The 23,290-nt window shown below is 65.0% G+C and carries 23 protein-coding genes; 9 read left to right on the forward strand and 14 right to left on the reverse strand.

Annotation, left to right across the window (positions count from 1 at the left end; translation table 11 throughout):
* Window positions 1-57: 57 nt before the first annotated feature.
* The 8 genes from ACOCMM_RS03775 to ACOCMM_RS03810 all read left to right on the forward strand — a co-directional run bounded on the left by ACOCMM_RS03775 (window position 58) and on the right by ACOCMM_RS03810 (window position 9,791).
* Window positions 58-1,104 carry a quaternary amine ABC transporter ATP-binding protein gene (locus ACOCMM_RS03775; RefSeq protein WP_419551856.1) on the forward strand — a complete coding sequence of 349 codons (1,047 nt, stop codon included), beginning with the start codon at window positions 58-60 and terminating at the stop codon, window positions 1,102-1,104.
* On the forward strand, window positions 1,104-3,110 hold the full coding sequence (locus ACOCMM_RS03780) for an ABC transporter permease (protein WP_419551857.1): 2,007 nt from the start codon (window positions 1,104-1,106) through the stop codon (window positions 3,108-3,110). The genes ACOCMM_RS03775 and ACOCMM_RS03780 overlap by 1 nt, the downstream gene beginning before the upstream one ends.
* Window positions 3,111-3,280: 170 nt before the next feature.
* Complete coding sequence (locus ACOCMM_RS03785; RefSeq protein ID WP_419551858.1) at window positions 3,281-4,699, forward strand: glutamine synthetase family protein; 1,419 nt, start codon at window positions 3,281-3,283, stop codon at window positions 4,697-4,699.
* 83 nt (window positions 4,700-4,782) lie between these two features.
* Complete coding sequence (locus ACOCMM_RS03790) at window positions 4,783-5,712, forward strand: glutamine amidotransferase (RefSeq protein WP_419551859.1); 930 nt, start codon at window positions 4,783-4,785, stop codon at window positions 5,710-5,712.
* Window positions 5,700-6,494: a GXGXG motif-containing protein gene (locus tag ACOCMM_RS03795; RefSeq protein WP_419551860.1), complete on the forward strand. Its 795-nt coding sequence runs from the start codon at window positions 5,700-5,702 to the stop codon at window positions 6,492-6,494. The genes ACOCMM_RS03790 and ACOCMM_RS03795 overlap by 13 nt, the downstream gene beginning before the upstream one ends.
* A gap of 37 nt (window positions 6,495-6,531) precedes the next feature.
* On the forward strand, window positions 6,532-7,935 hold the full coding sequence (locus ACOCMM_RS03800) for an FMN-binding glutamate synthase family protein (RefSeq protein ID WP_419551861.1): 1,404 nt from the start codon (window positions 6,532-6,534) through the stop codon (window positions 7,933-7,935).
* A gap of 1 nt (window position 7,936) precedes the next feature.
* Window positions 7,937-8,407: a hypothetical protein gene (locus ACOCMM_RS03805; RefSeq protein ID WP_419551862.1), complete on the forward strand. Its 471-nt coding sequence runs from the start codon at window positions 7,937-7,939 to the stop codon at window positions 8,405-8,407.
* A 52-nt stretch (window positions 8,408-8,459) separates the two neighbouring features.
* Window positions 8,460-9,791: an NAD(P)/FAD-dependent oxidoreductase gene (locus tag ACOCMM_RS03810; RefSeq protein WP_419551863.1), complete on the forward strand. Its 1,332-nt coding sequence runs from the start codon at window positions 8,460-8,462 to the stop codon at window positions 9,789-9,791.
* On the opposite strand, the gene ACOCMM_RS03815 is transcribed toward ACOCMM_RS03810, so the two are convergent.
* The 11 genes from ACOCMM_RS03815 to ACOCMM_RS03865 all read right to left on the reverse strand — a co-directional run bounded on the left by ACOCMM_RS03815 (window position 9,792) and on the right by ACOCMM_RS03865 (window position 20,063).
* Window positions 9,792-11,003 carry an NAD(P)/FAD-dependent oxidoreductase gene (locus ACOCMM_RS03815; protein ID WP_419551864.1) on the reverse strand — a complete coding sequence of 404 codons (1,212 nt, stop codon included), beginning with the start codon at window positions 11,001-11,003 and terminating at the stop codon, window positions 9,792-9,794. It abuts the gene before it with no gap.
* Between the two features lie 54 nt (window positions 11,004-11,057).
* Window positions 11,058-12,401, reverse strand: coding sequence for a flavin-containing monooxygenase (locus ACOCMM_RS03820; RefSeq protein ID WP_419551865.1), 1,344 nt, complete (start codon window positions 12,399-12,401; stop codon window positions 11,058-11,060).
* 89 nt (window positions 12,402-12,490) lie between these two features.
* Window positions 12,491-14,875, reverse strand: a complete 2,385-nt coding sequence (locus tag ACOCMM_RS03825) for a DUF1989 domain-containing protein (RefSeq protein WP_419551866.1) — start codon at window positions 14,873-14,875, stop codon at window positions 12,491-12,493.
* A gap of 81 nt (window positions 14,876-14,956) precedes the next feature.
* On the reverse strand, window positions 14,957-15,388 hold the full coding sequence (locus tag ACOCMM_RS03830) for a hypothetical protein (RefSeq protein WP_419551867.1): 432 nt from the start codon (window positions 15,386-15,388) through the stop codon (window positions 14,957-14,959).
* 98 nt (window positions 15,389-15,486) lie between these two features.
* Window positions 15,487-15,615 carry a hypothetical protein gene (locus ACOCMM_RS03835; RefSeq protein WP_419551868.1) on the reverse strand — a complete coding sequence of 43 codons (129 nt, stop codon included), beginning with the start codon at window positions 15,613-15,615 and terminating at the stop codon, window positions 15,487-15,489.
* 10 nt (window positions 15,616-15,625) lie between these two features.
* Window positions 15,626-15,841: a hypothetical protein gene (locus tag ACOCMM_RS03840; protein ID WP_419551869.1), complete on the reverse strand. Its 216-nt coding sequence runs from the start codon at window positions 15,839-15,841 to the stop codon at window positions 15,626-15,628.
* Between the two features lie 164 nt (window positions 15,842-16,005).
* Window positions 16,006-17,394 (reverse strand): ammonium transporter, encoded by a 1,389-nt coding sequence (locus ACOCMM_RS03845; protein WP_419551870.1) that lies wholly within the window; start codon window positions 17,392-17,394, stop codon window positions 16,006-16,008.
* Window positions 17,395-17,625: 231 nt separating this feature from the next.
* Complete coding sequence (locus tag ACOCMM_RS03850; RefSeq protein ID WP_419551871.1) at window positions 17,626-18,027, reverse strand: hypothetical protein; 402 nt, start codon at window positions 18,025-18,027, stop codon at window positions 17,626-17,628.
* Window positions 18,028-18,059: 32 nt separating this feature from the next.
* Window positions 18,060-18,320: a hypothetical protein gene (locus ACOCMM_RS03855; protein WP_419554922.1), complete on the reverse strand. Its 261-nt coding sequence runs from the start codon at window positions 18,318-18,320 to the stop codon at window positions 18,060-18,062.
* Window positions 18,292-19,002 (reverse strand): helix-turn-helix domain-containing protein, encoded by a 711-nt coding sequence (locus tag ACOCMM_RS03860; protein ID WP_419551872.1) that lies wholly within the window; start codon window positions 19,000-19,002, stop codon window positions 18,292-18,294. Before ACOCMM_RS03860 ends, ACOCMM_RS03855 begins: the two co-directional genes overlap by 29 nt.
* An 80-nt stretch (window positions 19,003-19,082) precedes the next feature.
* Window positions 19,083-20,063, reverse strand: coding sequence for an LLM class flavin-dependent oxidoreductase (locus tag ACOCMM_RS03865; protein WP_419551873.1), 981 nt, complete (start codon window positions 20,061-20,063; stop codon window positions 19,083-19,085).
* Between the two features lie 68 nt (window positions 20,064-20,131).
* On the opposite strand from ACOCMM_RS03865, the gene ACOCMM_RS03870 reads away from it, so the two are divergent.
* Entirely contained in the window at window positions 20,132-20,539 is a 408-nt protein-coding gene (locus ACOCMM_RS03870) for a PPOX class F420-dependent oxidoreductase (RefSeq protein ID WP_419551874.1), read from the forward strand.
* Between the two features lie 64 nt (window positions 20,540-20,603).
* Here the strand turns inward: ACOCMM_RS03870 and ACOCMM_RS03875 are convergent, their stop codons facing one another.
* From ACOCMM_RS03875 to ACOCMM_RS03885, 3 genes are all read right to left on the reverse strand, one after another.
* Entirely contained in the window at window positions 20,604-21,515 is a 912-nt protein-coding gene (locus ACOCMM_RS03875) for an MBL fold metallo-hydrolase (RefSeq protein ID WP_419551875.1), read from the reverse strand.
* A gap of 85 nt (window positions 21,516-21,600) precedes the next feature.
* Window positions 21,601-22,059 carry a Zn-ribbon domain-containing OB-fold protein gene (locus ACOCMM_RS03880; protein WP_419551876.1) on the reverse strand — a complete coding sequence of 153 codons (459 nt, stop codon included), beginning with the start codon at window positions 22,057-22,059 and terminating at the stop codon, window positions 21,601-21,603.
* Window positions 22,056-23,252, reverse strand: a complete 1,197-nt coding sequence (locus ACOCMM_RS03885) for a thiolase C-terminal domain-containing protein (RefSeq protein WP_419551877.1) — start codon at window positions 23,250-23,252, stop codon at window positions 22,056-22,058. Before ACOCMM_RS03885 ends, ACOCMM_RS03880 begins: the two co-directional genes overlap by 4 nt.
* Window positions 23,253-23,290 lie beyond the last annotated feature (38 nt).

The following is a 23,290-nucleotide window of genomic DNA, read 5'->3' on the forward strand; positions in this document are numbered from 1 at the left end:
GCGGATGCGACTGATCCGTCCGGCTGGCTCTTTCTCGGAGGCGCGGATGGTGCCGTCGTGAACAGTGAAGCCGTGATCTCCTGCCAAGACGTGTGGAAGCTGTACGGCCCTGATCCCGAGAAATTCCTCCAGCGCCACGACGGTTCGCCGACGGCCGATGCCGTCAAGGAGGCCGGATACATCCCGGCAGTGGTGGCGGCCAGCCTCGACGTAATGCCCGGGGAAATTCTTGTGCTCATGGGCCTCAGCGGCTCCGGCAAGTCGACGCTGGTGCGTTGCCTCTCGCGCCTGATCGAGCCGACTGCGGGCAGCGTCCATTTTGCGGGCATCGACCTGCTCGAGGCATCGAGCCGTGAGCTGATCGATATCCGTCGTCATCGCATGGGCATGGTGTTCCAGCACTTCGCTTTGTTTCCCCATCGCACCGTGGCCGAGAACATCATCTTTCCCTTAGAGGTACAGGGCGTTGACAGCACGACGCGCCGGGCCCGGGCCGAGGAGATCCTTGCTCTCGTGGGTCTCGAAGGCCGCGGCGGCTACTACCCGCGGGAGCTCTCTGGCGGCCAGCAGCAGCGGGTGGGCATCGGCCGGTCGCTCGCAGTGGAGCCCGACGTGTGGTTCCTCGACGAGCCCTTCTCTGCGCTCGATCCGCTGATCCGGCGCGAGATGCAGGACGAGTTCCTGCGTCTCCAATCGGTGCTGCACAAGACGATCGTGTTCATCACCCACGATTTCAGCGAAGCGATTCGCCTCGCTGATCGAATTGCGATCCTCTATGAGGGTCAGATCGTGCAGATCGGCCGCGCCGAAGACTTAGTGACTCAGCCGGCCACCGACTACGTGCGCGCCTTCGCCCGTGACGTCCAGCGGGACCGGATCCTCACCGCCGGAAGCGTGATGGGTGATGTCGCTGATGCCTCCGCGGTCGCATCAGCCGTGAGGGCCGACGCGGTGCTGCGCGACATCGCCGCAAAGGTACTGAGCGCTTCCGTGCCCCTCCGAGTTATTGACGGCGACGGCACCACGGTGGGCAGCCTCAATCGCGACGCCATGATCGACGCCATCTGGGGCAGCGCCACCTCCGGAGTTGGCGACTCGGGCTGATGGCCACGACAGCGGAGTCCGCGGCGCCCCAGAGCCTTCTGGAGCGGGTTCGTCGCGTGCGGGGCTGGCGCATGGCACTGCTCCTGCTGTCGCCCTACTTGGCCATTCAGGTCTTCCATCAAGCGGCGCCGGGCCTGTTCCCCGACGTTCTCTCGAAGCTCGGTGAATTCAGGTTCCTCCCTGACTGGGCGAACGAGGCCCTGCTGCATCTCAAGAACGAGCAGCTGTTCGGGCTGTTCAATTTCAAGGACTTCACCCGCACGGTTTCGGGCTTGCTGGAGCGCCCGCTTGATCTGAGCGAGCAGCTGCTGATTGCCGGAGAGGGCCCCTTTGGCCTGGGCGCGGTGCCGTGGGTGGTGCTGGTGGGTTTGTTTGCGGTGGCAGGGGCCAAGCTGGGCGGGTGGCGGCTGGCCCTTCTTGGCGGGGGATGCTCGCTGTACCTGGCCGTCTTCAACGTGTGGGAAGACGCCATCATCACGCTGTCGATCGTGCTGGTGGTGGCACCGGTCGCAGCGGTCATCGGCTGGGCCGCCGGCCTGGCGGCAGCAAAGGCGAAGTGGTTCGAATCACTGCTGGTGCCCGTGCTCAACGTGATGCAGTCGATGCCTCACTTCTCCTACCTGCTGCCTATCTCAGTGTTCATCGGGATCGGCGACGAGGCCGGAGCCATTGCCACCATCCTGTTTGCCGTCCCGCCGATGGCCCGGCTCACGATTCTGGGCCTGCGCTCGGTGCCGTCTGAGGTGCTCGAAGCGGGCCTGACATCGGGCTGCAACCGGTGGCAGATGCTCTGGAAGGTCGAGATGCCGGCCTCGCGTCCGCAGCTCTTGGTGGGCGTGAATCAGGTGGTGATGCAGTGCTTCGGCATGACCGTGCTGGCCTCCTTCGTCGGCACCCGGGGCCTTGGCCTGCCCCTGCTCAACTACCTGCAGAGCCTCAGGATCGGAAAGGCTCTCGAGGTGGGCGTGGCCATCGTGGCGATGGCGATCATGCTCGACCGGCTGAGCCAGGCCGCCGGGGCCCGCAGACCCGAGCACGTCGACCTGTCGAAGTCGTGGCTGGCGCGCCACCCGTACTGGATCGCCGCAGCAGCGGTGAGCGTCGCCGGCACTGTGCTGGCCCAGATCACTGATCATGCGAAGGTGCTGCCGAAGAGCTGGACGATCAGCACCGCGCCGCTGTGGGAGTGGATCGTCGACTGGGTGCAGCTCAATCTGAAAGGACCGCTGGGCCACTTTCGCGATTTCATGATCCTGCAAGTCCTGTTCCCCATGCGCGACGGCTTCGGGTCGCTGCCGTGGATCGGCTTGCTCGTGCTTGTCGCAGCTGTCGGTTGGCGATTCGGCGGGTGGAGGCTCGCCGGGATCGTGTCGCTGTTTGTGGCTTACCTGGCGTTCTCGGGATTCTGGATCGAGTCGATGGAGACGCTCTATCTAGTTGTGGCTGCGCTGATCGTCAGTGTGGCCATCGGCGTGCCGATCGGGGTGTTCGCCTCGACATCGACGCGCCGCTACGCCTCAGTGCAGGTCGTGCTGGACACCTTCCAAGTGCTGCCGTCGTTCATCTACCTGATCCCGGTGGTCATGCTGTTCCGGGTCGGGCCGGTCGCTGCGCTCACGGCCATCGTCATCTACGCGACGGTTCCCGCGGTGCGCTACACCATGCTTGGCTTGCGCAACGTACCCGCCGACCTGGTCGAGGCAGCCGAGATGTCCGGCTGCACTCGCTGGCAGGTACTGCGCAAGGTCAAGTTCCCGATGGCCTTCCCAGAGATCATGCTGGGCATGAACCAGGTCATCTTGTTCGGGCTGCTGCTCGTGATCATCTCCGCGTTCATCGGCGGGATCGACGGTCTCGGCGACGAAATCCTCCTGGCCCGAACCGAGCAGGCCCTTGTGGGGGAGGGCCTGGTCGCCGGCTTCAACGTGGCGGTCATCGGGCTCACCGCGGATCAGCTCATCACGAACTACGCCCGAGAGCGCAAAGCGCAGCTCGGCATCCAATGAAGGCGAGTCGCTAAGGCTCGCCCCCACGATGCCGACTTGCTCTACTGAGAGGAAAGAGCCGCTACTCAGATTAGACATCACGGCGAGAACTGTGCTACGTTGCGGCGGGATCCGAGCACGTTCGAGGGCACGAGTTCCGGGGCGTTACGGTTCGTGTGAACCAAGAAGTCATGCAGACAGGGGAAGCAATGGCCACCGATCTTGAGATGTTTGTCGGCGCAGACGGACGAGAAGAGCAGATCGCCGAAGTGGAGGCCCGCATCGAAGCGGACGGCATTCGGTATCTGTACTGCCAGTTCGTTTCGGTCACCGGCCGCATCATGGGCAAGGGGATTCCCGCCAAACACTTCGGGATGATCGCCCGCAAGGGTTTTCAGCTCGTCTATGGCTCCACTGCCAACCTCTTCATCGACCGTCACGGCAACTACATCGGCTACGGCCCCGAGGCCCGCGAGCTCGTCGGCATCGGCGAGCCCGAAACGTTCATGCCGCTGCCGTGGGATCGCAAGACGGCCCGAGTCTGGTGCACGCTGTTCCGGGGTCGTGAGGAAGAGGTGGACGGTGGTGCATTCCTGACCTCCGACTGCCGCGGCAACCTGCGGCGGCTTCACGCCGAGTTCGAGGCCAAGCACGGTCTGCACCTGCGAGCCGGCTGCGAGCCCGAGATGATGTGGCTCAAGGCCGACGCCGACGGCAAGCCGACCGTCGAGGGCATGACCAAGCCCAACTGCTATCACATCGACCAATTCGCCGAACTGCAGCCGCTGATCCACAGGGTGATCGAGTACTGCGAGGCCATGGGACTCGAGATGATCCAGGGCGACCATGAGGACGCCCCCGGCCAGCTCGAGCTGAACTTCCAATTCGACCGAGCCGAGCTCACCGCCGACCGGCTCACCACCTATCGACAAGTGTGCAAGCAGGTCGGTCGCGAGCTCGGGGCCTTCCCGTGCTTCATGCCCAAGCCGTTCATGGGCGTGTCCGCCAACGGGTGTCACCACAACATCTCGCTGTGGGATTCCGAGGGCAACAACAAGTTCATGCCCGAAGGTGACAACCCTCAGCTGCCCGGTCCCATCGGCATGAAGGCCATCGGCGGCATCCTCGAGCACGTCCGAGGTCTCACCTGCCTCAGCGCGCCGACGGTCAACTCCTACCGGAGGCTGTGGGACACCGGCTTTTGGGCGCCCGTCTTCGCAGACTGGGGCTTCCAGAACCGCACGACCGCCCTGCGGATCAGCGCGCCGGGCCGCTTCGAGTACCGAACGGCCGACAGCTCGGTCAACCCGCACCTGTCCTTCGCGGGGCTCTTGATGGCCATGGACGACGGCCTCGACCGCAGCCTCGACCCGGGTCCGCCCGAGGAGCGCAACATCTATGAGGCCGTGGAGTCGGGCAAGGACGTGCAGAAGATCCCGCTGAACCTGGGTGAGGCGCTTGCGGCGTTCGACGCCGACGAGGTGGTCAAGGCGGCCCTGCCCGGCGAGATGTACAGGGTGTTCATGCACTACAAGACCGACGAGTGGGAGCGGTTCCTGCACACCGTCTCCGACTGGGACGTGGAGGAGTATCTCGACGTCCTGCCCTGACCGCCCGCCTGCTCTGATCTCGCGGGGCTGGCACACGAGACATACCGAGACAGAACACACGCACCCACGAAGGGGGTAGCACCATGTGCGGCATAGCCGGAGTGATCCACCGCGACGGAAGCGCCGACATCGGAGCGGAGCTCACCGCGATGCTCCAATCGATGAAGCACCGGGGGCCGGACTCCACCGGCTACGCGGTGTACGGGCCGGCCGACGACCTCGTCGTCATCCGGTTCGTGCTGGCTGAGCCCAACAAGAGCGCCGGCTTCGGCATGGCCGAGCGCCTCGAACGCAACCGCGCCGAAGTGGAGAGTCGCCTGGCCAAGATCGGTGCCGAGGTGGCCGCGGTCACCGGCGAAACCGGGTACGCATTCCGGGCCACCATCCGCTACGGCGGCGACCTCAAGGCGCTGGCCGACTACCTCGAGGACGTGCCTGGCTGCGAGGTGCTGTCGCTGGGCAGCTCGCTGGAGATCATCAAGGACCTGGGCGACGCTGCAACGGTGAGCGACCAGTACAACTTGGGGTCGTTCCGCGGCACTCACGGCATCGGCCATGTGCGCATGGCCACCGAATCCCAAGTGGACCTGGCCAGCGCACATCCTTACTGGGCCTACCCGTTCGCGGACGTGGCCGTGGTGCACAACGGCCAGCTCACCAACTACCACCAGTGGCGCCGGCGTCTCGAACAACATGGCCACCGGTTCCAGAGCGAGTGCGACTCCGAGATCATCGCCGTGTATCTCGCTGAGTACATGTCGCGGGGCCTGTCGTTGGAAACGTCGATGAAGCACAGCCTCGATGAGCTCGACGGCGTGTTCACCTACGTGTGCGTCACCGGCAACCAGATGGGAATCGCCAAGGATGAAATGGCGGCCAAGCCGCTGGTGCTGTTCGAGTCCGAGCCGCTGGTGGCGGTGGCCACCGAGGAAGTGGCCATCCGAGCATTGGTGCATCGCGAGGTGGAAACCCGCGATCCCTACGAGCGAGAGGTGCTGGTATGGCAGGTGTAGGTTCCCGCAGCGGGGTCGCCTATGACGCCCGGGGGCTCGTGGAGCCCCATGCGGAGATGCCCGACAACGTCGAAGTCGACGGTGCCAGGGCCCGTTTCGACGCAGCCGAGCTGACCATTCGTCAGATCAACATGGTGCTGCGCAAACTCATCTACGACGACGGCATCACCGACGTGACCGTGCTCAATCCCGCCTCGAAGCACTCGTTGGCGGTGGGGATACTGAAGCGCTGCCGGATTCACTTCGAGGGAAGCCCCGGCTGGTTTGCCTGCGGGCTCATCGACGGCCCTGAAGTGACGATCAACGGTCGTGTGGGCTGGTCGGTGGCCGAGAACATGATGTCGGGCGTCGTCACCATCGAGCGCGGCGCCGGCTCGCTGACCGGTGCAGCCATCCGTGGCGGCGACCTCATCGTGAAGGGCGACGTGGGTGCCCGCACGGGAATCGACCAGAAGGGCGGCACGATCATCGTGCTCGGCAATGTCGGCATTAACACCGGGTTCATGATGCAGCGGGGGCGCCAGATCATCTGCGGCAACGCGGGTCAGCACCTGGGCGACTCCATGTACGACGGCGCCCTCTACGTGGGCGGCAAGGTGAGTTCGCTGGGCGTCGACTGCGTGCCCGGCGAGTGGGACGACGCCGACACCGAGTTCATCGAGCGCAAGTTCCGCATCCACTCACTCGGCGATCCGCCCGAATTCCAGAAATTCGTCTGCGGCAAAGTGCTGCACAACTACGACTTGCTCGAGCCTTCTGAGCGCAAGCTCGTCATTCACTAGCGAGCGCAAGCTCGTCAATCGATACAGGGAAACACACATGGCCGATACGAACGAGGTCAACGAGAGCACCGATGTGCTCGGCAAGAGTCGGATCTTCACCCGCGAGGTCATCAACGACATCCATGTGAAGGCCGAACTCGGCCGCTACCGGATGCGGGGATTGTCGATCTTCAAGAAGATCCCCCACTGGGACGAGCTGGTGTTCCTGCCCGGAACCCTCACCCGATTCGTGATCGAGGGCTACCGCGAGAAGTGCGACACCACCACAGTCATCGGCTCACGCTTCGCCGCCAAGCCGCTCGAACTCGAAATCCCGGTGTACATCACGGGCATGAGCTTCGGTGCGCTGTCGCTGGAGGCCAAGATGGCCTTGGCCAAGGGCGCGTCCATGGCTGGCACCGCCACCTGCTCGGGCGAGGGCGGAATGATCCCGCCAGAGCGCGACCTGTCCACCAAGTGGTACTACCAGGTCATCCAGAGCCGCTACGGCTTCAACCCCCATCACCTGATGCTGGCCGATGCGGTGGAGTTCTTCATCGGCCAGGGTTGCAAGGTTGGTCTAGGCGGCCACCTGATGGGCCAGAAGGTCACCGAGCAGGTTGCTGAGATGAGGTCGCTGCCGGCGGGCATCGACCAGCGTTCGCCGGCTCGCCACCCTGACTGGCTTGGTCCCGACGATCTGTCGCTGAAGATCCAGGAGATTCGCGAAGCCACCGACTATCAGGTCCCCATTCAACTCAAGCTGGGATCTGCCCGGGTGTATGACGACGTGCGCATGGCGGCCAAGTGTGGCCCCGACGTCATCTACCTCGATGGTGCTGAGGGCGGCACCGGTGCGGGACCGCATCTGGCTACTGAGGAGACCGGCATTCCGCTGATGGCGGCTATCCCCGAGGCCCGCCGGGCGCTCGAGGATGTGGGCCTCGCCGACGACATCGACCTGGTCGTGGCGGGCGGCATCCGCAACGGCGGCGACGTGGCCAAGTGCCTGGCGTTGGGTGCAGATGCCATCGCGTTGGGCACGGCTGCGCTGATGGCGCTCAACTGCAACAAGGAGATCCCTGGCGTCACCGACTACGAGGGCACGATCGGCGTGCCCGCGGGCGAGTGTTACCACTGCCACACCGGTCGGTGTCCCGTCGGCGTAGCCACCCAGGACGTCGAGCTGCGCAAGCGCCTCGACGTAGATGAGGCCGCCCTGCGGGTTTACAACTTCCTCATCACCCTCACCATGGAAGTGCAGATGCTGGCCCGGGCTTGCGGCAAGACCGATGTGCATTCTCTGGAGCCCGAGGACCTGGCCGCGCTCACCCACGAGGCGGCCGCAATGGCCAAGGTGCCACTCGCGGGCACCAACTACATCCCTGGTGTCACCGAGGAGCAGAACATGCAAGAGATCCGCGACCTCTTCGACCGCTACGTGATCGACAAGGGAGTGTGACGTGCCCGAGACCACGAACACAGCATCCGCGCACACAGGCGAGAGCTCGCGCGAGACCCGCACCGTCGCCATCGACGCCGAAGTCCTGGCTGGCAAGCGGTTCGCCTACCAAGAAGACATGTCGCTGGTCATCGACATAGATCTTCTGGCGGTTACCCCAGGACCCGACATCAACTGGCTCGAGGACATCACCCTTCTCGAAGAGGACGGGGTGCCGGCGGTCTTCGACCGCTACTCGAACTCGTTTCTGAAGATCTACTTCGAGATCCCGCCCGGCCGCGAGGACGAGATCGCCCGCAAGGTGCTCATGAAGCACCTCACCGAGGGCAACAGCTACGGCATCACCCTCAAGGACATCCATTGCAAGTTCCCGCAGGTGGAGCTGGGGCCGTGGGTCGCGGAATCGCGGATCGTCGGCACCGACTGGCGCAAGCCGGTGCTGGAGGGCTGGACAGCCCCCGGCGGCCACTGAGCCGTCACTCAGAGAAGCCACTCAAAGAGACTGAACCGAGGAGGCTGCGGTTATGGCACTGCCGACCAGGGCTCGTTTTGTCATCATCGGCGGAGGCATTCACGGCCTGTCGACAGCTTGGAACCTTGCCCGCGATCTGAGGTCGTCGGGACGGGGATCGGGCGACGACATCGTCGTCATCGACAAGACCGGTGTGGGTGCGGGCGCTTCGGGCATCGCCTGCGGTGTCATTCGCAACAACTACTTCCAGCCGGCCATGCGTGAGCTCATGGCCCACTCGGTGGACGTCTGGGACAGCGATCCCGAGGCGTTCTCGTATCACCCTGTGGGCTACATGCAGATCAGCCATGAGGCGATGCGCAACGACGTGGCCTCGATCCATGCTCAGCAGAAGGCCATCGGCTACTCGTCCACGTTCGTTGAAGGTGCCGAGGCCTCGGCCAGCTACATGCGTGGGATCTTCGATGACTGGCAGGCGCAGGGCATCACCAGCGTCCTGCATGAGCACCGGGGCGGGTATGCCAACAACATGGCCTCGCTCAAGGGGCTGCTCGGCAAGGTCGAGGCAGAAGGCGTCGGCGTGGTGGGCGGTGTCACCGTGACCGGGTTCGACCAGGATGCCTCCGGAGCGGTCACTGCTGTGCTCACCGATCAAGGACCCGTGGCGTGCGATCACGTGGTGGTGGCGGTGGGGCCGTGGGTGCAGAAGATCTGGGCCATGCTCGACCTGCCGACGACCACCGAGGTTCTCGCCAGCGACGGCCAGGTGCACAGCCGCCCGACCTGGACCTACATGTGCCTGCAGGAAGGCACGCTCACGGTCGACCCCGGCTTCCTCACCGACAACGAGGGCAACATGCCGCCGGTGGTGCACATTGACACCGACGCTCCCCTGTACGACGCCGACGGGCTCGTCACTGAGGGGCCGTGGGGCATCTACTACAAGCCGGACTTCAACTTCGGCGGCGTCCAGGGCGGCTATATGCCCTACGTCGTGGATAAGCCGTCTGCCGATGTGGCCGTCGACCCCTACGGACCCGACTCGCCCGACTTCGTTGTGGGGGGCGACTTCTACCGCACCTGGACTGCGGCGTTGGCTCACTGCCACAAACGCTTCGAGGGCAAGACCCACCTCATCAGCGACGAGCCTTCAGGGGGGATCGGCAGCTTCTCGCCCGACAACTTCCCTGTGTTCGACACCTTCTGCGACAACGCCTACTTCATTGCCGACTCCAACCACGGCTACAAGATGATCGGCGTGGGTGCGCTGGTGGCCAAGGAGCTGATCGGAGAGCCTCAGGCGCTACTGGAGCCATTCCGCTATTCGCGTTACGCCGAGGGCCGGCTCCACCCGGTGAGCAACTCGCCTTACCCCTGGAGCTAGCTAGGCGCGGGCGCTCGGCCCGTACGACAGGTGCATGAGGTCGCCCTCAGCGAAGCGCGAGGGGCGCAGCGCCCGGGTGTCGATGGCTGGCGCGTCGCCCACACACTCGAGGCCAAGCACATCCGCGGCGACGATCTCTCCGAGGGCCGGCGAAAGCTTGAGCCCGTGCCCCGAGAGGCCGATGGCCAGGTAGAGGCCGTCCACCGGGGCGATCTCGGCGGCCCATCCCAAGATGGGGTGGTAGTCCGGCGATACGTCGTAGGCGCCGCTGGTGGTGGAGGCCGTGGAGGCCACCGTCAAGCTCGGCAGCCGCTCCGCGATGGCCGCTTCAAGGCGCACGTCGTGGGCTGCGTGGTCCGCCGCCGATGCGTCGGCCAGCGGATCGACGACTGCGGGCATCTCGGGCGGGTAGGCCACCGCCACGATGTGGCGCCCCATGTCGGGGCGGATGACCAGGTTTGAGTTGCCGTCGGTGATGCAGGTACCCAGCGCCCGTGCTCCGGCGTCTTGTTCGAGCACTGCCATGTCCAGCCGTCGCCGCTCGACCGGCACTTCCACACCCAGCGGGTCCAGCAGGTCGCGCGCCCATGCGCCAGTCGCGGCAACAACTGTCGAGGCCCGGATCTCGCCGGCGGCCGTGCTGACGCCAGTGACGGCACCGCCCGAGGTGGTGATCCCTTCCACGGCGAGTGGTGCCAGTACGTCAGCGCCGGCTGCAGACGCTGCCGTGAGCCAGCTCAACACCATCTTGGTGACGTCGATGTAGCCGCCCTCGGGCTCGTAGGCACCGCCGGCCAGGCCGTCCGCGTTCACCAGCGGCTCAATCTCGGAGATCTGGCTGCCCACAACGAAGCGGGTGTCGACGCCGAGGCCCTGGCCGAGATCGATGTTGTACCGCAACCCATCCAGCTGGTCCTCGACGACGAGCAACATGTAGCCGAACCGGGCGTAGCCGGGATCGCCGTAGCCCACCTCGGAACTCCAGTTCTGAATGCAGTGGAAGCCCCGCTGGGCGATACGCACCATCAGCTCATTTGAGTAGTGCTGGCGGATCTGGCCGAACGTCCGGCCCGAGATGCCCCCGACGGGCGCCCGAGCATCGACGACGGCCACTCGCAAGTCCGAGTGCCGGGCGAGCTGGTAGCCGATGCTGGCACCGATCACCCCGGCGCCGATCACCACCGCATCGACTTCGGTTGGGATCGCCCTCACAGCTCCGCCTCTCAACGCAATTTCTGGACGCGGCCCTCTGGCGTGCCCCGTGAATCAGCCCGAGTCGGCCAGGTAGGACTCCAGCGAGTCGTCGAGAGCTTCCTCCCAGGACGTGTGGTGTATCGGCGCCATCGTGCCCGTCACCGGCGAAGTATGGCCGTGGTCGCGGTAGCCCAGGATCGACTGGCTCTTGTGCTTCTTCCAGTCCTTGAACATCTTGTTGATGAGCGGTGTGTTGGGGTCGGGACAGTCGGTCTGGTCCAGCAGGTCCTGGGTGTAATCGCCTTGAAAGTCAATGGCGGCGTAGTCGTCGGGCACTTCGTCTTCCGCGGCCTGGAAGTCGTCAATCCAGCGGGCCTGCTCGTCGGCGTCGGGCAGCTCGATGCGGCCCAGGATGACGTCACGGGCATACCAAGTCTGGGCGTCGAACATGTTGAACGTGTACCACTGGTCCTGCATCCCCAGGTACAGCACCCGGTTCTCGGGCTGGAACACCACGCCCCGATACAGCATTGACGAAGCGAGCCGGTTGGCGGTCACCAACCGCAGATCGTCGTCCATGAACGGGAAGTGGTGGAGGTAGCCCGTGCAGGAGACGATGGCATCGACCTCGGTGCTGGTGCCGTCGGTGAAGTGCACCGTGCGACCGTCCACATGGGTGAGGATCGGCGTCTCGGTGATGCCGTCGGGCCAGTCGAAGCCCATCGGACCGCTGCGTGAGGAGCAGATGACCGACCGCGCCCCGTACTTCCACAGCTGCGATGCAATGTCCTCGGCCGAGTAGCTCGACCCGATGACGAGCACGTCGCGGCCCTCGAACTGCACGGCGTCCCGAAAGTCGTGGGCATGCAGCAGCGTGCCCCCGAAGGTCTCATAGCCGGGGTAATGGGGCATGTTGGGTGTCGAGAAGTGTCCCGTGGACACCACTACCCAGTCGAAGTCCTCGCTGGAGGTGGCGTCTGCGGCGCGATCGTGTGTCGTCACGGTGAAGCCATTGCCGGTGGACGACCGGCTGACGCGCCGTACTGCCTGGTTGAACAGGATCTTGTCGCGAATGCCGCTGCGGTTGGCGCGGCCGACGATGTAGTCGTAGAGCACCTCGCGGGGCGGGAATGACGCCACCGGCTTGCCGAAGTGCTCCTCGAAGCCGTAGTCGCCGAATTCCAGGCACTCCTTGGGGCCGTTGGACCACAGATAGCGGTACATGCTCCCGTGGCACGGCTCGCCGTGCTCATCGAGTCCCGTGCGCCAGGTGTAGTTCCACAGACCGCCCCAATCCGCCTGCTTCTCGAAGCAGACGAGTTCGAGTTCTGCTGCCTCCGACGAGGCATCGCTGGCAAACGCGTGCAGCTGCGAGAGTCCGCATGGCCCCGCGCCGATGATGGCTACCCGTGTCATGACGAGATCCCCCCTGTGGTTAGATGTTTATGCAACGAGAGTAGAACAATTCTCAGTCTTGCATCCCCGCGCAGGGCTGCAGAACACGCCTAAGCGCGGACTCGGGACTTGTCCGGGTCGTAGAACGGGTACCGCACTACCTCGGCACTGATGCGCTTCTCGTGGCCGTCCAGCTTGCCCACCTCGACGGCCGTGCCGATCTCGTTGTAGGGCAACGCCATGCGGCACAGGGCGATGTTCTTCCGCAGGATGGGGGAGATGGTGCCGCTGGTGATCACACCGACGTGGTTGCGCCCCACGTACACGCCGTCGCCAAGCGCCGCCGACTCACCCCCGGAAAGTTCCAGCCCCACCAGCCGCCTCTGAGGGTTGTCGCGCCGGTCGAACAGGGCATCGCGCCCAATGAAGTCGTCTTCTTTGGTCTTCAGCGGGACCGTGAAACCGATTCCCGCCTCGTACGGATCGGTCTCGTCGCAGAATTCGTGACCGGCGAAGATCAGCCCCGCCTCGATGCGCAGCATGTCGAGCGCAGTCAGGCCCATGGGCACGAGCCCGTGGGGTGTGCCCGCCTCGAAGATCGCGTCCCACACTGCCGGGGCGTCGGAGGGGTGGCAGAACACTTCGAACCCGAGCTCGCCGGTGTAGCCCGTGCGTGAGACGACGATCGGGATGCCGTCGTGGTCCCCGATCCGCGCAATCGCGAACCGGAACCAGCCCAGCTCCTCCACGGTTGGCTGGTCGGGGCGCGTCCAGATGACCTCGTCGAGTATGCGGCGGCTGTTGGGGCCTTGGACCTGCAGGTTGTGGAGTTGCTCGGTGGAATTGCGCACCCAGACAGCCAGCCCGAGCCGCTCGGCCTGCTCCCGAAGCCAGATGCCGCTGTAGCCGAGCTGGCCGCCGATCCAGCGGAAGTTCTCGCGCGCCAGCCGGAAGACGGTGCCGTCGTCGATCATTCCGCCGGTGGGGTGGCACATAGCGGTGTACACGACCTGCCCGTCAGCCAGCTTGCGGACGTTGCGGGTCACGCACGTCTGCATCAGCACTTCGGCGTCGGGCCCCGTCACCTCGTACTTGCGAAGGGGTGACAGGTCGATGGCCGCCGCGGCCTGCCGGCAGGCCCAGTACTCCTCGACGGCGCCGTGTGCCGTGTAATGGTCGGCCAGCCAGTAGCCGCAGTACTCGCTGAAGCTCCGCGTCAAGGCGGAAGTGCGGGGGTGGAATCCGGTCTCTTGGGTGAGCTGGGCTTCGGAGTCCGCAGTCATTCTGATCGCCGTCGCTTTCTTGAACATGTTGGCTGCGGGGTACACCCTGACCGCGATGTCGGTGGGGTTCCAGCCGTTGGCAGCGTCGACATCGCACGGGCATGCGGTGCTGACGCACACCAGGTCCTCCAGCGCCCGCAGCAGCACATAGTCGCCAGGGCGCGACCACGGCTCGTCGAGGTAGATCTGATTCGCGTCATCCACTTGGGTGTTGTAGAAGAAGTTGATCGCCTCCCAGCCCCGCCGTGCAGCGACTCCGAAGGGATCGAGGACCCCGTTGATGTTGTCGGTGCAGTTGATGTGGCCGGGGTAGCCCATCTCCTCGTAGTAGCGGGCGTTGCAGGCAGTGTTGAAGGTGTCGTGGCGGCCCACCGTGTCCTGCACCACTTCGACGAGCGGCGCCATCTTGGCGTTGAAGAACTTCGAGTACAGGCCAGGTGCCGGGCAGCTTGCTCCCATGAGGGAGCGGGTGATGGTGGCGTCGAGGCCGAGCTCGGAACCCGCTTCGAGGTCCGCCACTGCGAAGCACTGGAAGTCCGAGCACTGCCGTCCCTCCATGTCCACTACTTGGAACCAGTCGCCCACCGACACTTGGTAGGCACGAGCTGTGCTGGCCAGCACGATGAAGTCCTGACTGGGATCAGCCAACGGGGTCGGCAGCAACGGCTCGGTGTCAACGCCATCAGGTTTGCTGCGGTGGACGTAGGCGACCAGGTCGGTGGGCGGAGCACCGCCATGGGCCGACATGGCGCCGCCCGGCGCTGCCACCACGCAGGCGACATCGGCATGCGCGACCACGCGAGCGCTGCTGTTGGGCGGCGTGTCAACCTCGAAGAGCCGCAGCGGCGCCGCTGCCTGCACTTTGGCCATGTCGATGCCGACGCGCTCGAGCCCGGCTCGCACTCGGCGGGAGTCGTGCAGGCCCGCCGAGAGGATGCTTACAGCGGCCGGCTTGCTCGATGACGGAACTCGCCCGTTCCCATTGCCGGCAGCGATCGCCAGCAATCCGGGGTTTGACGTCCCGGTCTGATCGAAGGCGATCAGCTCGCAGACCTGGCATCCCTCAGGGTCGACAATCTCCAACTCGTCGCCGGCCGCCAGAGCTAGCACCGTGGCGCCGCCGCCGGTCACCCGGTAGCGCTCCACACCCGGTCCCAGCATCATCGGCCCTGGAACCAACACCTGTGACTGTTCGGTTGCGAGCGTCGTCATTGCTGCCTCTGTGAGTGTCGTGTCGATGTCAGGCCGGTCCGCCTGTGTTGGTCTCGCCGTCCCCATGGACCGGTCCCAGCGTCACCGTCGACGGCCAAGCGGCCCGGAGAAGAACCAACGTGGGGGCTCGTCGGATCCGGAACCGTCATCTGCAGCAACGCCGGCGAACATGTTCCACCCGAGCAAGACGACGGCCACCACAGCGCCGATCACGGTGATCCACAGACCGGAGCCCGGATCAGGAGTGCCAGATGCTGAGGGATCAAGGATTTCTCGCACCGCGATTGCGCCGGCGAAGCCGGCGCCGATCCATGCGGGGCGCCAGCCGATCTGCACCATCACGATCGTCACGATGCAGACGACCAACAACAGCCTGCCGACCCCGGTGCTGATGCCGCGCAACGTTTCCGTGCCGACGAGTCCAGTGCGAGCATCGATGTACCACGGCAAGAACACCGCCGCGCCGGCAACCGCAGAGCACGCTTGGGCGATCCGCAATCGGGCGACTCTCACAACGCCAACCTAAGTCCTCCACGCGCCAGCAGACGCCGCGTCACCGATTGGCGGCACGGCGTCTGCCGGGTTGATCAGGTTGAGTCTGCTGACTGCTGTCAGCCGACGACCTGGATGGCAATGATGGTGAAGACGATGCAGGCGATGGTGAATACCACCACCCCGATCTCGACCGCCTTGTTGTGACCGTGCAGTCCTTGGAATTCGATCTGCTTGCGTCGAGCCATGTCAGTCCTCCTAGCTGTACTTGTCAGCGAGACGGTCAGCTGCATCGTTGAGCAGCTTGTCCTCACGCGCCGTCACGAGCAGTGCCGCAACCACCGAGACCGCAATCCCGATGATTGCAAGGACGTACGAGCCGGTGTTGCCACCTGGACCCCAGGTGAAGTACCCGGTCGTGCCGTCGGCTGCTTCGAGGGCGGCTTCCCAACTGTCGTAGGGGAAGGTGTTCATTCAGTCCTCCTTAAGTCCTGAACGATGTCAGTCATCGTGTCGGTCATGTCCCAGTGCCTCCTGCTGCGCTCGCTTCTGCTTGCCCCAGTACCCGGCGGCCGCAACCAGCAGGTACATGACGACGATCGCAAGAACGAACTGCATCCACGAGGCGGACACCCGACTTAGCGGTTGGCGGCGAGGTCGGCCCGCAGCGTTTCTTCTGCGGAACTCTCCGACCCGTCGGCGTGGATGATGGGCTCATCGGCTCGGCCGAACTCCGGATAGAAGTCCGTTTCGAACTCGGCCATGTCGAGGCCCTCGACCTCCACCTCGGGCGGCACCCGAAGCAGATTCAGCTTCTTCAGAACCCAGGAAGCGAGGTACCCGGTGACGAACGACAATGCGAAGATTGCCGCTGCGCCAACGAGCTGGCCCAGGATGGTGGTCTTCACCCCTGCGGGTCCTGTCGGGTAGCCCGCAGCGAAGATGCCGACGGCCATGACTCCCCAGAATCCCATGACACCGTGGACTGCCACCGCTCCGACAGCATCGTCGATGCGGGCCTTCTGCTCGATCCAGCTGCCCACCATGAAGGCGGCACCGGCGGAGAAGAAGGCGAGGATCAGCACCAGGTTCGGGCTGTAGATGTCGGCGCCTGCCGACACAGCCACGACCCCGGCGAGACCTCCGGAGATGGTCCAGAACGGATCGCCCTTGCTGAAGATGTAGCCGCCGGCGAATCCGCCTGCGAAGCCCATCGTGATGGTGTAGGTGATCGCCGACAACGTGGCCGGGTTGAAGTAGATGTTCGCCCAACCCGGAGTGGTGTCGGCCGTGATGGCCAGGCACGCCGCGTAGAAGGCGTAGAAGGCCGTGAAGATGATCATCAGCCCCATCAACGTCAGATGGAGGTTGTGGGGCTTGAACGCCCGTGTACCGCCATTGCTGTCGTACCGGCCGATTCTTGGCCCGAGGTTGAATAGTATCCCTAGGGCGAAGATGCCGGCGACTCCGTGGACCACACCTGAAGCGGCGAAGTCGTGGTAGCCGAAGTGAACAGTCAGCCAGCCGCCGTAGCTCCAGCCCCAGGCGGCCGCAACCACCCAGACGATGCCGCCCATCAGGGCAGTGAGCCAGAGGTAAGCCGAAATTCGGATTCGCTCTAGCACCGAACCGGACATGATCGAACCGGTTGTCCAAGAGAACAGCACGAAGGCTGCCCAGAAGACGCCGGTGATGTTGTCACCGAGGTTCGGTCCCGCAGAACCGTCCCAGGGCAGGCCGTACTGGTCGCCGCAGAAAAACAGCGCCTCAAGTCCTGCAGGGCTGTTGCCGTTGGGCGTCCCTGTGAACTTCAGGCCCTCCTGCATGCAGAAGTAGACGTACCAACCGACGTAGTAGAACGTCGGTGTCACCACGGCGATCGTCATGATGTTCTTCATCGCCGTCGACATGACGTTCTTGCGACGGCTGACGCCTGCCTCGTAGGTCATGAAACCTACGTGCAGCAGCCACATGATCGCGACAGTGAAGAAGTAATAAGCCTCCGTGAACACAACAGACGTGTCCATCGCGCCTCCCCCCGTTTTCGGTTTGCGCTTGAGTTCCAAACAACCCGGGCGCCAGACCAATTGGATGAGACCGTAACACGTTCGCAATGTTCGCAAGAACAACACCCACCCGATGGGTTGATATTGAACCTCGCGGACGGTTGGCGCGCGAATTCAGCCGGGCAGTCGCGCGCCGCGAGCGACGGAGCAGCGCTGTTGAGCTGAGCCTCGCCGACGATTGTGCGGCGCCGGTCAGTTGTCGTCAGGCTCGCCGACGTTGACTTGGCGGAGCTCGCCGGTGCCGGCGTCCACCCAGATGGCTGCGTGGCGGAGGAAGTCCTCCGGTCCCCCTTCGGGGTCTTGGACCGTGAAGACAATGATCCACATTGCAGTCGGGGGGAAGCCTTGGCGGAGAATCTTGGTCTCGGTCCGCTCAGGTATGAAGGCTTGGGGATGGGCTTCGAGGGCGTCGCGGGCCGTGGCGATGGCCTGGCCCTCTTCGATGTCGACTCCGGAACAGCTGCCTGGAAAGAAGACGAGGAGAATGACCAGGATCAGGCCAACCACGATGAGCAGCATCGGGCGCCCCGGCATCGCATTGATGCGGCCGAGCAGGCCCTTCGGCTTATCGGGTATCGACTCGTGTTCAGACATCTTGGCGTCCTACGGCTCGCGAGCTTGTGGGGTCAGTCGTCTCGGGGCGGGCGAACGACGAAGCGCAGGATCAGGTAACCCACCACATGAGTGATAGCCACGAAAGACACCCACCACAGTAAGACCGTTTGCCGGTAGCCGCGTTCGCGGCATTCCCAGTAGGTGAGCCCAACCGCAGCGATGAGCAGGATCCACAGAAAGATGCTCCGGCGGGCGAAGCCGGTTTCGCTGATCCAGTCGGCGACGAACATCAAGCCCATCGCGTCACCCTCCCGTCGCTCCGCGCGGCTCACTGGCGGGGTACACCTTGATGGAGATGAACCGTACCGGCAACTCCACGAGCTCGACCGGGCCGTGGGCCACCTCGCCGTGGATCTGCATGGTGTCGCCTCTGTTCAGGAGGTAGGCCTTGCCGCCGTAGCCGTAGTAGAGCGACCCCTCCAGGACGTGGAGAAACTCCACGCCGGGATGCTGGTAGAGCGGGAAGACACCACCCGGCTCGGCGATGGTGGTGATCATCGGCTCGATGATCCGGTTGGGTCCGCGCAGGCTGCCGAGGTCTTGATACAGCCGATCTGGTCCGCCCCGGTCATGGTGGATCTCATGGCCTTCGCCCGCCCGGACGATGACCAGGTCGTGCTCCTCGTCGAGGCCCCGGAACAACGCGGTCACCGGCACCTTGGCGGTCGCCGCCAGGCGCGCGACCGTCGACAGGCTGGGCGCGCTCTGGCCGTGCTCGATCTTGGAAAGCATCCCCAGCGAGATGCCGGCGTCAGTGGCGAAGGCCGACATCGTCATGTTCAACGCCTGGCGCAGTTCGCGGACGCGGCTGCCGACCACGCGGCAGAGCTCGGCAGTGGTGAGGGGCGAATCGATGGCCGCCTCCGCGAGATCCAGCGAGTCGGGATCGCCGAGGACAGGAATCCCCTCGGGGCTCTCCAGCGGGTCCGGGATCGTTGCCCCGCCACTCGTCATCGCCCCGATAGTGCCAGATAGCGGCTGTGAACCGTAACGGGCCGACCCAATGTGCTGTGGCCGGCTGAACGCGTTGGGGCTCAGATTCCGGCTGCTATGGCGAAGGTGCGCAGCTCGCGCTCGACGTCGCCCATCGGCTGGAACGAGACCTCAGTGATGCCAGCGGCGGCGAGCCGATCCATACGCTCGGGCACCTCGGCGGCATGGCACACGAACGGGGCAATGCGCAGCGACTCAGGCGTGAGGACCTGGCGATCGATGGCGTTCAACTGGGTGAGGTGACCTTCGTGGAGCGACAGGTGAATGGTCGCGGGGTCCATGTCCCCAGTGATCTCGGCGAAGCGCTCAGCATTCGGCAACGTGCCGAGCCGGGCGTCGCGTTGCTCCAGGAAAGCGTGGTACGCCACGCTGACACCTGGACCGGCGGTGTCCATCACGCGAGGGGACTCGATCGATTCGTCGTCGTCCATGATCGTGCCGAAGCCGAGCAGGATGACGTCGTCGATCCCGTTGTAGTCGGCATCAGGACGGGGTCGTGAGGTGAACACGCCGGCGCCCATCTCGGCGGCTGCGGCGAGCCCTCGGGGGCCGTTCACGCCCAGGATCCACGGCACCTCGATGGGTCGCTCAACCGCTTGGCCAGGCCAGTGCAGCATCCGCGCCGCCCTGCCGTCGACCTCGACGATCTCGCCCCGAAGCAGTGCTTGCACGTCGGTGACCATGCCCCCGAAGTCGACCCAGCGCAACGGCTTTTGACCCATGGCCCGGCGGCCCGTGAAGCCGGTGCCGGCGCCGACGATCACCCGGTCGGCACCGACTAGGCCAACCAGCGTTGCGATAGCCGAGGCGGTAGTGAGGCGATGGCGCAGCGACGGGATGAGCACGCCCGGTCCGAGACGGATGCGCTCGGTGCGAATCGCCGCGAGTGCGAGTGTCATCCAGACGTCGAGCTGCAGCGCAGGGGTGTCGTAGACCCACGCGGTCTCGTAACCCAACTCCTCGGCCAGCACGATGTGGTCGGGTGTCTCGGGAACGGGCGGAAACGCAGCGGAGATCTTCATGGCGGCAGTCTTGCGGACCAAGCCGAGCTGCACTGAATTGACGATGCGGTGTGTGCGACGCTGTGCTCATGGAGATCTCCAAGGCACTCGACTACGTGCGCAAGAACGACCGGGGAGTTCTGGCGACCAAGGCGCGCGACGGGACACCGCAGCTTTCGCCGGTGACGCTGGCGGTCGTCGACGACACGGTGGTCATGAGCACCCGAGACACGGCCTTCAAGACCAAGAACCTGCATCGCAACCCGCAGTCCTGGCTGTGCGTGTTTCCCGAGAAGTGGTTGGGCCGCTGGGTCCAGCTCGAGTGCCAAGCCGAGATCATCTCTGGCCCCGCAGCGCTCGACCCGCTCGTCGAGTACTACCGCGCCCTGCGGGGCGAGCATCCCGACTGGGACGACTACCGCCGGGCCATGACCGAAGACCAACGCTGCCTGGTCCGTTTCCACATCACCAAGGCCGGCCCCGACAAGCACGGCTGAGCTGGCCCGGCTCATCTGGCGAGGCTGGCCTCCTGCCGGGGCGGCGTATCGGTTCTGGCGGGGCTCAGTACCAGTCGTAGGCGGCGCGGGGGCGCTGCGCCCAACCGGCTCGGCCGATCTGGTGCATCTTGTCGCCGAGGCTCGACATCTGGTCGGCATACAGATCGGTACCGAGGTCGTGCCACGAGCCGTGTCCGGCAAACAGCCACTCGACACGGAGCTTCGAGAGCAGCTCCATCGAACGTGCGAGTTCATCCCATGAGTGGAAGGTCTGTTCGGGAAAGACGTCGAGCTCGTGTCGCCGGTGGTTCCAATGCAGCGTGTCGCCGGTGAACAGCCACCGGTCGTCGACGTGGAAGACGACCGAGCCCTCGGTGTGGCCCGGCACCGGGATGACGATGGTCCCCGAACAGATCGCTGCGGGTTCGTTTCCGTCGAGGATCACGGTGGCGTAGGGAGCAGCATCTGCGTCGGCCGCATGAATCCACACCTCCGCGCCATAGCGCTCGGCCCACCGGTCGGCGTCAGCGACATCGTCGCGATGACTGAGCAGCACGTGCCGGATGCCGCCGAGGTCGTCCACTCGTTCGGCCAAGCCGCGCAGGTACCGAGGCGAGTCGACCATGAGATTTCCGTCGGGCCGTTCAACGAGGTACGAGTGCGCCCCGAATGAGGATCGAGCGTTGTGCCCGAGCGCCAACACACCGGATGTCAGCTCGTAAGGGAATGGCGGGCTGGGCGGCCGGCGAATCTCGAGGTTGCCGATCGACTGGGTCGGGCAGGCCTCGGCCGCCCGCCACAACGCGGCAGTCTCGGCTGGGCTCTCCGGTTGGCGCGCCAGGTACGAGAGCCCGCTGTCGTCCATCTCGATGAGACCGGGAGCCCAGTGCCGGGCGACATCGCACCGGATGCAGCGCGTGTCGACGAACCATGGCCCGTCGACGTTGTCAGTGTGAGCCATATCGGCACGTGCCATCGCCTGCACCCCCTAGTGGCTCTCGCTCGAATGCTAAGTCCGTCCCGCCGCTACGCACGCATTTCTACGGTTGGCGAGCGGAGCGTCAGGCCGCGCTCACCTGCCACTGGACGAGGGTGAAGGGCGGGCTGCCGTCGTCGTGGTCTTCGAAGACGGCCTCCACGTCGCTGCCGATGACGATGTCGGCCATCGGTTCGCCGAGGAGATTGCCGAGCATGCGCAGGTTATCGGCCTGGGGGAGTTCGACGAGCACCACGATGTAGGGGCCGTGGTCAGCGAGCGCCGGATGCACCGGGTGATAGACGCGCTCCCACGAGTAAATGCGGGCGGTGGGCTCGACGGGCACCCATTCGACGTCGAGTGACTGGCAGGCGTGGCACATCCACTCGGGACCCCACTGGTGAGTGCCGCAATCGGTGCAGCGCTGGACCCGCAGCTCGTGTTCGCGGGTGCCCTCCCAGTACGGAAGGTCGAGGCCGTCGCGCATGGGTGCTGGCTGCGTCAGTCCCTTCGGCAGGTACGCGGAACCGGAGAGGGCGCTCATCCGAGTGCCTCAGCCGTGCCGTAGATGGCGGTCGATGCAATCTCGACCATCGGGCCGGCGTTCGAGAGCGACACCTTTACATTGGGCACCTGATTGGTTGAGTCGCCGCGCACCTGGCGCACCGCTTCGATCTGCATCCCGAGACCGTGCATGTAGCACTCGGCCAGATTGCCGCCGCTGGTGTTCAGCGGCAGCGAGCCGCCGTCGGCGCGCAGGTTCTCGAACGTCAAGACCTCGTTGGCGTTGTCGTAGGTGCACAGGCCGTGCTCGATGAGGCTCATCACCACGGCGCCGGTGAAGTTCTCGTAGCTCTGCACAACGTCTACATCTTCGGGGGTCACACCTGCCTGTTCGTACAGATGCTGTGCCGCTAACTTGAAGCTCGAAGTTGCGTAATCGGTCGGGTTGTGGACCCACGCTCCGGAGCGATGCCCGCCGCTCTGCTGGGCTGCCAGCACCAGAACCGGAGTGTCACTGAGATCAGCGGCCCGCTCGGCCGAGGTGACGATCATCGCCGCACCGCCGTCGTTCTCCAGGCAGCAGTCGTACAGGCGGAACGGCTCGGTGATCCAGCGCGACGAGTCGTATGTCTCCGCGTCCAACGGCCGGCCGTACATCACCGCCCGGGGATTGTTCTGTGCGTGGTGGTAGGCAGCCAGCGCAACCGCCCTCATGGTCGACCGATCGATGTCGTGCTCGTACATCAACCGGGTGGTGCGCATGGCATAGACCTGAGCCGGGCTCATGACGCCAAAGGGGATCGTGTAGGCGTACTCGCCGTTGATGGCCGGGCGCCGGCTGCCCTGGCCGAACCGTCCGTACTGCCCTTGGGCGAGCCCGCGGTAAGCGACAACCACGTTCGCTGAACCGGCGTGCACCGCGCTGGCGGCGTTCTGCACGACAGCGGCTGCGCCACCCCCGCCGCCGCCCCACTGCATGTTCGAATACCTCAGCTCGGAGAGGCCCAGCGCATTTGCCAGCCGGGCCGGTGTGTTGCGGTCGTTGCTGTAAGAGCAGAAGCCGTCGATCTCTCGGGGGTTGATGCCAGCGTCCTCGCAAGCGGCAAGGATGGCCTTCAGCACCAGCACAAATTCGGGATCGGGCGATTGGCCCCTCTTGTAATAGGTGGTCTCGCCCACGCCTGCGATGGCGGTGCGGCCTCGAAGGCCGTGTTCCAGACCCGATGCGCTCACGGCGCAAACCGTAGCCAAGCGGCGCCGGGCGCCGCCCG

Source organism: Candidatus Poriferisodalis sp. (assembly GCF_965198245.1).
GTDB lineage: Bacteria > Actinomycetota > Acidimicrobiia > Acidimicrobiales > Poriferisodalaceae > Poriferisodalis.

Coding starts and splice junctions, on each gene's coding strand:
- ACOCMM_RS03850 (WP_419551871.1), bottom strand. CDS start 18,027: ATGTCTGAACACGAGTCGATACCCGATAAGCCGAAGGGCCTGCTCGGC.
- ACOCMM_RS03860 (WP_419551872.1), bottom strand. CDS start 19,002: ATGACGAGTGGCGGGGCAACGATCCCGGACCCGCTGGAGAGCCCCGAG.
- ACOCMM_RS03825 (WP_419551866.1), bottom strand. CDS start 14,875: ATGACGACGCTCGCAACCGAACAGTCACAGGTGTTGGTTCCAGGGCCG.
- ACOCMM_RS03790 (WP_419551859.1), top strand. CDS start 4,783: ATGTGCGGCATAGCCGGAGTGATCCACCGCGACGGAAGCGCCGACATC.
- ACOCMM_RS03795 (WP_419551860.1), top strand. CDS start 5,700: ATGGCAGGTGTAGGTTCCCGCAGCGGGGTCGCCTATGACGCCCGGGGG.
- ACOCMM_RS03820 (WP_419551865.1), bottom strand. CDS start 12,401: ATGACACGGGTAGCCATCATCGGCGCGGGGCCATGCGGACTCTCGCAG.
- ACOCMM_RS03845 (WP_419551870.1), bottom strand. CDS start 17,394: ATGGACACGTCTGTTGTGTTCACGGAGGCTTATTACTTCTTCACTGTC.
- ACOCMM_RS03865 (WP_419551873.1), bottom strand. CDS start 20,063: ATGAAGATCTCCGCTGCGTTTCCGCCCGTTCCCGAGACACCCGACCAC.
- ACOCMM_RS03870 (WP_419551874.1), top strand. CDS start 20,132: ATGGAGATCTCCAAGGCACTCGACTACGTGCGCAAGAACGACCGGGGA.
- ACOCMM_RS03785 (WP_419551858.1), top strand. CDS start 3,281: ATGCAGACAGGGGAAGCAATGGCCACCGATCTTGAGATGTTTGTCGGC.
- ACOCMM_RS03875 (WP_419551875.1), bottom strand. CDS start 21,515: ATGGCACGTGCCGATATGGCTCACACTGACAACGTCGACGGGCCATGG.
- ACOCMM_RS03800 (WP_419551861.1), top strand. CDS start 6,532: ATGGCCGATACGAACGAGGTCAACGAGAGCACCGATGTGCTCGGCAAG.
- ACOCMM_RS03780 (WP_419551857.1), top strand. CDS start 1,104: ATGGCCACGACAGCGGAGTCCGCGGCGCCCCAGAGCCTTCTGGAGCGG.
- ACOCMM_RS03840 (WP_419551869.1), bottom strand. CDS start 15,841: ATGAACACCTTCCCCTACGACAGTTGGGAAGCCGCCCTCGAAGCAGCC.
- ACOCMM_RS03810 (WP_419551863.1), top strand. CDS start 8,460: ATGGCACTGCCGACCAGGGCTCGTTTTGTCATCATCGGCGGAGGCATT.
- ACOCMM_RS03880 (WP_419551876.1), bottom strand. CDS start 22,059: ATGAGCGCCCTCTCCGGTTCCGCGTACCTGCCGAAGGGACTGACGCAG.
- ACOCMM_RS03835 (WP_419551868.1), bottom strand. CDS start 15,615: ATGGCTCGACGCAAGCAGATCGAATTCCAAGGACTGCACGGTCACAAC.